Genomic DNA, 8,962 nt, shown 5'->3' on the forward strand with positions numbered 1-8,962 from the left:
CCTACCCACCCGTTCCGTCGTCCTGCCGATGTGTCGAGGCGACAGTGTGACAGGCGCGAATCCGGAGGAGGCGTGTCGGCTGACGCCCGGATGCCGCCCCACGTTTCAGCCAGTGGACCGTGGCGCGGTGGTTCGGTCCCTCCTCGCCGACGATCACCCTTGGTTACTATGGTCACTTCATGCCGGAGGCCGGAACCAAGGGGCGAGCAACCGTTGACGGACTGCTGGGGAGGCAGGGGGATCCGCATGCCGGTCGAAACTCCCCAGAGTCTCCCCAGGGTTGACGGCGGGCATCCTGTGGCTTTCCGTGCCCGCGAGGCAACCATGGATTGTAAGGGGAATGGCGTGGGTGGCCTGAGGAAATGCTGAAGAATGTCGCTGTGACCCGGTACATCACGCCTTTGCGGGAGGGCGGCTCGCTCCCCGGACTCGTCGAGGGCGACGACCACGGGACGTACGTCCTGAAGTTCACCGGCGCGGGCCAGGGCCGCAAGACGCTCGTCGCGGAGGTCGTCTGCGGGGAGCTGGCGCGGCGGCTGGGACTGCGGGTGCCCGGCCTCGTCACCGTCGACCTCGATCCCGTCCTGGGCCTCGGCGAACCCGACGAGCGGGTGCAGGAACTGATCAAGGGAAGCGGCGGCACCAACCTGGGCATGGACTTCCTGACCCGGGCCGTCGGCTTCGATCCGCTGGCCTTCGAGGTGAGCCCCGAGGAGGCCGGGCGGATCGTCTGGTTCGACGCGCTGATCAACAACGTCGACCGCTCCTGGCGCAACCCCAACCTGCTGATGTGGCACGGCGACCTGTGGCTCATCGACCACGGCGCCACCATGATCTGGCACCACAACTGGCCCGGCGCCCGCGCCTCCGCCGCCAAGCCGTACGCGGCCGCCGACCACGCCCTGGCCCGCTTCGGCCCCGACGTCGCGGCGGCCGCCGCCGAGCTCGCGCCCCTGGTCACCGAGGAGCTGCTCGCCGAGGTGACCGCCGAGATCCCCGACGTCTGGCTGACCGACGAGCCCGGCTTCGAGACACCGGACGCGCTGCGGCGGGCGTACGCCGAACCCCTGCTCGTCCGCGCCGCCGACGTGCACGAACGCATTGAGGGGATCAAGTGAGCGACCGCTTCCTGGGCACCGGCGCGACCGGGCAGGACGTCTACGAGTACGCGCTGCTGCGGATCGTGCCCCGGATCGAGCGCGGCGAGTGCTTCAACGCCGGCGTCCTCGTGTACAGCCGTTCCCGGGCCCTGGTGGCGGCCCGTACCCATCTCGACGAGGCCAAGCTGCTCGCCCTCGACCCCGACGCGGACGTCACCGGCGTACGCGCCGCGCTGCGCGCCGTGGAGGGCGTGTGCGCCGGGGGAGAGGCGGCCGGGCAGGCCGCCGGTGACGACGCCGGACGGCGGTTCCGCTGGCTTGTCGCGCCCCGGTCGACGGTCGTCCAGGCGGGGCCCGTGCACACTGGGCTCACCGCGGATCCGGTGGCGGAGGCCGAGCGGCTGCTCGCCCTGCTGGTGAAGTGACCGGGCCAAGGTAAGGGATCACACCCGGTGGAACGTTGACACCGGGTGCCAGGACTTCTAGCGTCACCTGTGCTGAAGGTACTAAGCGGTCGCTCACCAGATGAGGGCGCCGCAGGAGCCGCATCCCAAGGGCGAGGAGAACCAGCAATGTCCACCACTGAGCAGCGTGTCGCCGTGGTCACGGGTGGCGCGCGCGGCATCGGCGCCGCGACCGCCGTACGACTGGCCGCCGAGGGGCGGGCCGTCGCGGTGATCGACCTCGACGAGGCCGCGTGCAAGGACACCGTGGAGAAGATCACCGCCGCCGGCGGCAGGGCGCTCGCGGTCGGCTGCGACGTCTCCGACGAGGCCCAGGTCGAGGCCGCCGTCACCCGGATCGCCGAGGAGCTGGGCGCCCCGACGATCCTGGTGAACAACGCGGGCGTGCTCCGCGACAACCTGCTGTTCAAGATGAGCGCGTCCGACTGGGACACGGTCATGAACGTGCACCTGCGCGGCGCCTTCCTGATGGCGAAGGCCGTGCAGAAGTACATGGTCGAGGCCAAGTTCGGCCGGATCGTGAACCTGTCCTCGTCGTCCGCGCTCGGCAACCGGGGCCAGGTCAACTACTCCGCCGCCAAGGCCGGTCTGCAGGGCTTCACCAAGACCCTGGCCATCGAGCTCGGCAAGTTCGGCGTCACCGCCAACGCGGTCGCCCCCGGCTTCATCGTCACCGACATGACCGCCGCCACCGCCGCCCGCGTCGGCATGGGCTTCGAGGACTTCCAGGCCGCCGCGGCCACCCAGATCCCCGTCCAGCGCGTGGGCCGCCCGGAGGACATCGCCGGAGCCATCGCCTACTTCACGGGCGAGGACGCCGGATTCGTCTCCGGACAGGTGCTGTACGTCGCCGGCGGACCGCTCAACTAAGGGATCCAGGACATGACTTCGGTGGAACTCCCCGAGCTTTCGGGCAAGGTCGCGCTCATCACCGGCGCCAGCCGCGGCATCGGCTACGGCATCGCCGAGGCCCTCGTCGCACGCGGCGACCGGGTCTGCATCACCGGCCGCAACGAGGACGCGCTCAAGGAGGCCGTCGAGCAGCTCGGCGCCGACCGCGTCATCGGCGTCGCCGGCAAGGCCCACGACGAGGCCCACCAGGCCCTCGCCGTGGAGCGCACGATGGAGGCCTTCGGCCGCGTCGACTACCTGGTCAACAACGCCGGTACGAACCCGGTGTTCGGCCCGATCGCCGACCTGGACCTGAACGTGGCCCGCAAGGTGTTCGAGACCAATGTCGTCTCCGCGCTCGGCTTCGCCCAGCGGACCTGGCACGCCTGGCAGAAGGACAACGGCGGCGCCATCGTCAACATCGCCTCCGTCGCCGGTGTCTCCGCGTCGCCGTTCATCGGCGCGTACGGCATCAGCAAGGCCGCCATGATCAACCTGACCGTCCAGCTGGCGCACGAGTACGCGCCCAAGGTCCGGGCCAACGCGATCGCGCCCGCCGTGGTGAAGACCAAGTTCGCCCAGGCCCTCTACGAGGGCCGGGAGGCCGAGGCGGCCGCGTCCTACCCGCTCGGACGGCTCGGCGTGCCCTCCGACATCGGGGGCGCCGCCGCGTTCCTCACCTCCGACCAGTCCGACTGGATCACCGGACAGACCCTCGTGGTCGACGGCGGCATCTTCCTCAACGCCGGGGTCGGCTGACAGAGTGAGGCGGGCGCCGGTGCGCGATTCACCGAACATCTCCGGCGCCCGTCCGCACCCCTCACGGGGCCTCGACAACGCCGTCACACGCGGACCGACCAAAGGCACTGCCGACCGCGCGGGATCCGCTCGGGGGGCCTGCGGTATCGTTCGGCCACTCTGTACGGCATTTCGAGGAGCATGCACGTGTTCAACCGGAACCGATACTTGCCACCACTCGCGGTGATCGCGTCCATATCCATGGTGACCGGGTGTGGTGTGTTCTCCTCGGACGCCTCCGACGACGCGGACCCCATCATCGTGGGGACCACCAGTACGCCCAGCACCCTGGACCCGGCCGCCGCCTGGGACAGCTCCTGGGAGCTGATGCGCAACGTCTTCCAGCCCCTCCTCGGCTACTCGCCCGGCGGGTCCGAGCCCGAGCCGGACGCCGCCGAGAGCTGCGAGTTCACGGACAGCTCCAGCACGGTGTACAGCTGCACGCTGCGTGAGGGCCTGAAGTTCTCCAACGGGCACACGCTGGACGCCAAGGCCGTCAAGTACTCGTTCGACCGGATCAAGAAGATCAACGTCAACGGTGGCCCCGCCGGCCTGCTGACCACCCTCTCCCGGGTGCAGACGAAGGGTGACCGCGAGGTCGTCTTCCACCTCAGCCAGCCCGACGCGACCTTCCCGCTGGTGCTCACCACGCCCGCGATGTCGATCGTGGACCCCGAGGAGTACCCCGCGGACAAGCTCCGCGAGGGCGGGGGCATCGCCGGCTCCGGACCCTACAACCTCGCCTCCTACGATGAGGGCAAGACGGCCGAGCTGACCCGCAACGACAACTACAAGGGCATCGCGGAACACAAGAACTCCGCCGTCACCATCCAGTACTTCACGCAGTCGGACGAGATGGTCAAGGCCCTCAAGAACAAGGACATCTCGGTCATCTACCGGGGTCTCGGCGCCTCGGACATCGTGGAAATCCAGGCCAACCACGACGAGGAGGGGCTCCAGATCGTGGAGAACCCCACCACCGAGATCAGCTATCTGGTGTTCAACCCCAAGGACCCCTGGGCGAAGAACCCCGCGGTCCGCAAGGCGGTCGCCCAGGTCCTCGACCGGCCGGCGCTCGCCCACAACATCTACAAGGACACCGTCGAGCCGCTCTACTCCATGATCCCCCGGGGTCTGGTCGGCCACACGACGGGCTTCTTCGACGACTACGGCAACCCGAGCGCGACCAAGGCGAAGTCCATCCTCACCGAGGCGGGCATCACCGAAACGGTTCCTCTCCAGCTCTGGTACACCACCGACCGGTACGGCTCCCAGACCAAGCCGGCCTTCGAGGAGCTGAAGCGGCAGCTGGAGGCGTCCGGACTGTTCGAGGTCACGCTGAAGAGCCGCCCCTGGAAGGACTACTCCAAGGGCTACCAGAACGGCGAGTACCCGGTCTTCGGTCGCGGCTGGAACCCCGACTTCAACGACGCCGACAACTTCATCGCCCCCTTCGTGGGCAAGCAGAACGCGCTCGGCACGCCGTACGACGCCCCCGAGATCACCAACAAGCTCCTGCCGGAGTCGCGCGCCGAGAGCGACCGCGGTGCCGTGGGCGAGGAGTTCGAGGAGGCCCAGCAGATCCTCGTGGACGACGCCCGGCTGATCCCGCTGTGGCAGGGCAAGGCGTACACGGCCGCCAACGAGGAGATCGCCGGCCTCGAGAACGTCATCGACCCCGCGACGATGATGATCATGTGGCAGCTGTCGTGGAAGACCAGTTGGTAATTCCGGGTGCCGGGTCCCGTTGTCAGTGGGCGCCTGTAGGTTCTGTGCTCTGACGGCAGCCGCGCTTCGCGCGGCTGCCCATGGCCGCGCGTTCCGTGGCCGTGAAGTGAGCGCACACCGGAGGAAGTTGACGTGACCGACATCGCGATGCTGCCCGAGTCCTGGCGCGGGGTCCTGGGGGACGAGCTGCAGCAGCCCTACTTCAAGGAACTCACCGAGTTCGTCGAGGAGGAGCGCGCCAAGGGTCCCGTCTACCCTCCCCGTGAGCAGGTCTTCGCCGCGCTCGACGCCACCCCGTACGAGAGCGTGAAGGTACTGATCCTCGGGCAGGACCCGTACCACGGCGAGGGTCAGGGCCACGGGCTGTGCTTCTCCGTGCGGCCCGGGGTGAAGACCCCGCCATCGCTGCGGAACATCTACAAGGAGATGCAGGCCGAGCTGGGCACCCCGATCCCGGACAACGGCTATCTCATGCCCTGGGCCCAGCAGGGCGTGCTGCTGCTCAACGCGGTCCTCACGGTCCGCTCCGGTGAGGCCAACTCGCACAAGGGCAAGGGCTGGGAGAAGTTCACCGACGCCGTGATCCGCGCGGTGGCCGACCGGCCCGACCCGGCGGTCTTCGTGCTGTGGGGCAACTACGCGCAGAAGAAGCTCCCGCTGATCGACGCGGAGCGCCACATCGTGGTGAAGGGCGCGCACCCCTCGCCGCTGTCGGCCAAGAAGTTCTTCGGCTCCCAGCCGTTCACGCAGATCAACGAGGCCGTCGCCCGGCAGGGCCACGAGGCGATCGACTGGACGATCCCGAACCTCGGCTGACGGGCCGCCCACCCTGGCCCGCTCCGTTCGCCCGCCCCGGTTCCGGTCGTCCTCCCCGCCGCCGGCTCCGGTCAGTATCCGGTGGTCCCGTCGATGCGCTCCCGGAGCAGGTCCGCGTGTCCGTTGTGCCGGGCGTACTCCTCGATCATGTGGGTGTAGAGCCACCGCAGGCTCGGTGCCTCGCCCGACCGTCGGTGCACGCCCTTGGCGACGTCGTCCAGGGCGAAGCCCTCGGCGTTGCGGCGGGCGATCGCGATCTCCGCCTGCCAGGTGCCGTACGCCTCTTCCCAGGTGTCGGCCTCGGTGAGGTGGAACTCACCGTCCGGGTCCGCGTCGCTGAAGTAGATCGGGCCGCGGTCGTCGTCCACGAGCACTGTGCGGAACCAGATGCGCTCGACCTCCGCCATGTGCCGTACGAGCCCGAGGAGGGAGAGCTGGGAGGGCGGTACCGAGGCGGTCCGCAACCGGACGTCGTCCAGCCCCTCGCACTTCAGCGCGAGCGTGTCCCGGTGGTAGTCGAGCCAGCCCTCCAGCATGGCCCGTTCGCCGGCGGTGACGGAAGGTTCGGTGCGCAGGTCGGTCATGCGGGCCATCCTCGCAGCCCCCGTATGCTGCCGACGAGGCATTTCGACGGCACACCGTGGACGGGAGACCCCAGTGAAGGTCGGCTGCGTCGGGCTCGGCGACATCGCGCGGAAGGCGTATCTGCCGGTGCTCGGCACCCAACCGGGGCTCGAACTTCATCTGCAGACACGCACACCAGCCACCCTCACCCGTGTCGCCGACAGCCTCCACCTCCCGCCCGGCTGGCGGCACTCCGACCTCGATTCGCTGCTGGCCCAGGACCTCGACGCGGCCTTCGTGCACGCGCCCACCGCCGTCCACCCCGAGATCGTGGAACGCCTGCTGGAGGCGGGCGTGCCGACGTACGTCGACAAGCCACTCGCGTACGAACTCGCCGACTCGGAACGGCTCGTACGGCTCGCGGAGGAGCGCGGCGTCGGGCTCGCCGTGGGGTTCAACCGGCGGTTCGCGCCCGGGTACGCGCAGTGCGCCGACCATCCGCGCGAGCTGATCCTGATGCAGAAGAACCGCATCGGTCTGCCCGAGGTGCCGCGCACGATGGTCCTGGACGACTTCATCCATGTCGTGGACACCCTGCGGTTCCTGGTCCCGGGCGAGATCGAGGACGTGACCGTACGGGCCCGGACCGAGGACGGCCTGCTGCACCACGTCGTGCTGCAGCTCTCCGGGGCCGGATTCACCGCGCTCGGTGTCATGAACCGGCTCAGCGGCTCGGCCGAGGAGATCCTGGAGGTCTCCGGACAGGACACCAAGCGGCAGGTGGTGAACCTCGCCGAGGTGATCGACCACAAGGGGCAGCCGTCCCTGCGGCGGCGGGGCGACTGGGTGCCGGTGGCCCGGCAGCGCGGCATCGAGCAGGCCGTGCTCGCCTTCCTCGACGCGGTGCGCGCGGGCAGGGTGCTCAGCGCACGGGACGCGCTGGCGACCCATGAGCTGTGCGAGCGGGTGGTGCGGGCGGTGGAGGACCGCTCCGCCGCCTGAGCCGCAGGGCACGTACGCCCTCGAAGGCGCCCCACGCGAGCAGGGCGAGCAGCGCCGCGTCCACCGGCCAGTCGCCGAAGCGGACGTAGGGCGTCGTACCGCTCGCCAGCGGCACCTCGTACACCGCCGTCGTGCTCTCGTCCGTGCCGAGTCGGAGGCCGACCGGCCCGCCGTCCGGGCCGTACACCGCCGAGACGCCGGTCAGGGTCGCGTGGGCCATCGGGCGGCCGGTCTCGGCGGCCCGCAGCGCCGCCAGCGAGGCGTGCTGCTCGGGGGCCCAGCTCTGCTGGAACGTCGAGGTCGCCGACTGCGCGAGCAGCAGCTCGGCGCCGTCCCGGGCGAGATGACGGCTCATGTCGGGGAACGCGGACTCGAAGCAGACCATGGGGCCGATCCGCAGCCCCTTCCCGGAGTCGAACACGACCTGCTCGGTGCCGCGCCTGCGGTCCTCGCCGGCCGCCTCGCCGACGGAGGTGGCCCAGCCGAGCAGCGAGCGCATCGGGATGTACTCGCCGAAGGGGACCAGACGCATCTTGTCGTAGCGGTCGCCGGTGGGGCCGTCGGGACCCACCAGCACGGAGCTCTTGTAGATGCCGGGACGGTCGGAGCGGCGGGCGTCCACGTTCACCAGGATGTTCGTGTCCGTCTCGCGGGCGAGCGCGGCGATCCGGTCGGAGAGATCGGGACGGTCGGCGAGGTCGTGACCGACGCTGCTCTCGCCCCACACGATCAGGTCGAGGTCCCGCCCGGCGAGGCGTCGGGTGAGCGCCTCCTCACGGGCGAAGCGTTTGTCGGGTCCGTCGGTCACGCCGGGTTGCACGACGGCGATCCGCACCTCGCCCCGGACGTCGGGGCGTGGCGACCACAGCCACACCGCCGACGTCGCGGTGGCCGTGGCGACCAGACCGGCGAGCGCCGGCGCCCGCGACCGGCGTACGGCGACCAGTACGGTGACCGCCACATTGACGGCCACCAGCAGGAAGCTGATCAGCCAGACCCCGCCGACCGAGGCCAGCCGCAGTGCGGGCTCCGCCTGCCACTGGCTGGAGCCCAGGAGACCCCACGGCCCGCCGAGGCCCTGCCAGGAGCGGACGAGTTCGATCGCCAGCCAGCCCGACGGCACGACCAGCAGCGCGGCGGCGACCCGGCGCGGTGACGGCGTCCCGGCCAGGAACCGGCGCACCAGCCAGGCCCAGGGCGCCCACAGCGCGCCCAGCAGGCCGGCGATGACGAAGGTGAACACATGGAGGTTCGGCAGCAGCCAGTGGTGCATGGCCAGCATGAACGCGCATCCGCCGAGCCAGCCGTCGTAGAGCGCCCGGCGGGCGGTCGGGGCGGTGCGGACGATGAGCATCCACGGCACCAGCGCCCCGTACGCGAACCACCACAGGCCCGGCGCCGGGAACGCGAGCACGGGCAGGGCTCCGGCCACGACGAGGGCCGCTCGCCGCCGCCAGGGGGAGGCCGTCCATACCGCCGTCCGCCGCCGCCATGGGGAGGCCACCCAGTCCGCCGCCGTTCGCATCCAGCGCCTCCCTCCCCACCGGTGAGTCCTTCCAGTGTGCGCGCCGGAGACGATCTCCGACAGAGGGCCTGGGC

The 8,962-nt window shown here is 70.3% G+C and carries 9 protein-coding genes; 7 read left to right on the plus strand and 2 right to left on the minus strand.

What is annotated here, in order from left to right; translation table 11 throughout:
* The first annotated feature begins 362 nt into the window (after positions 1-362).
* The 6 genes from GWK25_RS17290 (at position 363) to GWK25_RS17315 (ending at position 5,797) form a co-directional block, all read left to right on the plus strand.
* Positions 363-1,118 carry a HipA family kinase gene (locus tag GWK25_RS17290; RefSeq protein ID WP_215451093.1) on the plus strand — a complete coding sequence of 252 codons (756 nt, stop codon included), beginning with the start codon at positions 363-365 and terminating at the stop codon, positions 1,116-1,118.
* Entirely contained in the window at positions 1,115-1,525 is a 411-nt protein-coding gene (locus GWK25_RS17295; RefSeq protein WP_215451094.1) for a DUF3037 domain-containing protein, read from the plus strand. The genes GWK25_RS17290 and GWK25_RS17295 overlap by 4 nt, the downstream gene beginning before the upstream one ends.
* A 147-nt stretch (positions 1,526-1,672) precedes the next feature.
* The gene (fabG, locus tag GWK25_RS17300; RefSeq protein WP_215451095.1) at positions 1,673-2,434 is read left to right on the plus strand and encodes a 3-oxoacyl-ACP reductase FabG; all 762 of its coding nucleotides are present in this window, start codon (positions 1,673-1,675) and stop codon (positions 2,432-2,434) included.
* Positions 2,435-2,446: 12 nt separating this feature from the next.
* Positions 2,447-3,214, plus strand: a complete 768-nt coding sequence (locus GWK25_RS17305; protein ID WP_215451096.1) for an SDR family oxidoreductase — start codon at positions 2,447-2,449, stop codon at positions 3,212-3,214.
* Positions 3,215-3,400: 186 nt separating this feature from the next.
* Complete coding sequence (locus GWK25_RS17310; RefSeq protein ID WP_215451097.1) at positions 3,401-4,981, plus strand: ABC transporter substrate-binding protein; 1,581 nt, start codon at positions 3,401-3,403, stop codon at positions 4,979-4,981.
* A 132-nt stretch (positions 4,982-5,113) separates the two neighbouring features.
* Positions 5,114-5,797, plus strand: coding sequence for a uracil-DNA glycosylase (locus tag GWK25_RS17315; protein ID WP_215451098.1), 684 nt, complete (start codon positions 5,114-5,116; stop codon positions 5,795-5,797).
* Positions 5,798-5,868: 71 nt separating this feature from the next.
* Here the strand turns inward: GWK25_RS17315 and GWK25_RS17320 are convergent, their stop codons facing one another.
* Complete coding sequence (locus GWK25_RS17320; protein ID WP_215451099.1) at positions 5,869-6,381, minus strand: DinB family protein; 513 nt, start codon at positions 6,379-6,381, stop codon at positions 5,869-5,871.
* Between the two features lie 73 nt (positions 6,382-6,454).
* On the opposite strand from GWK25_RS17320, the gene GWK25_RS17325 reads away from it, so the two are divergent.
* Positions 6,455-7,363 carry a Gfo/Idh/MocA family protein gene (locus tag GWK25_RS17325; RefSeq protein ID WP_215451100.1) on the plus strand — a complete coding sequence of 303 codons (909 nt, stop codon included), beginning with the start codon at positions 6,455-6,457 and terminating at the stop codon, positions 7,361-7,363.
* On the opposite strand, the gene lnt is transcribed toward GWK25_RS17325, so the two are convergent.
* Positions 7,284-8,888: an apolipoprotein N-acyltransferase gene (gene lnt / locus GWK25_RS17330; protein WP_215451101.1), complete on the minus strand. Its 1,605-nt coding sequence runs from the start codon at positions 8,886-8,888 to the stop codon at positions 7,284-7,286. The two genes, GWK25_RS17325 and lnt, sit on opposite strands and share 80 nt — an antisense overlap.
* Positions 8,889-8,962 lie beyond the last annotated feature (74 nt).

This window comes from Streptomyces sp. ATCC 21386 (assembly GCF_018728545.1).
In the GTDB taxonomy this organism is placed as follows: domain Bacteria; phylum Actinomycetota; class Actinomycetes; order Streptomycetales; family Streptomycetaceae; genus Streptomyces.

Bases quoted from the DNA above. Each gene is read 5' to 3' on its own strand.
- GWK25_RS17290 (WP_215451093.1), top strand. From the start codon at position 363: ATGCTGAAGAATGTCGCTGTGACCCGGTACATCACGCCTTTGCGGGAG.
- fabG (WP_215451095.1), top strand. From the start codon at position 1,673: ATGTCCACCACTGAGCAGCGTGTCGCCGTGGTCACGGGTGGCGCGCGC.
- GWK25_RS17305 (WP_215451096.1), top strand. From the start codon at position 2,447: ATGACTTCGGTGGAACTCCCCGAGCTTTCGGGCAAGGTCGCGCTCATC.
- GWK25_RS17320 (WP_215451099.1), bottom strand. From the start codon at position 6,381: ATGACCGACCTGCGCACCGAACCTTCCGTCACCGCCGGCGAACGGGCC.
- lnt (WP_215451101.1), bottom strand. From the start codon at position 8,888: ATGCGAACGGCGGCGGACTGGGTGGCCTCCCCATGGCGGCGGCGGACG.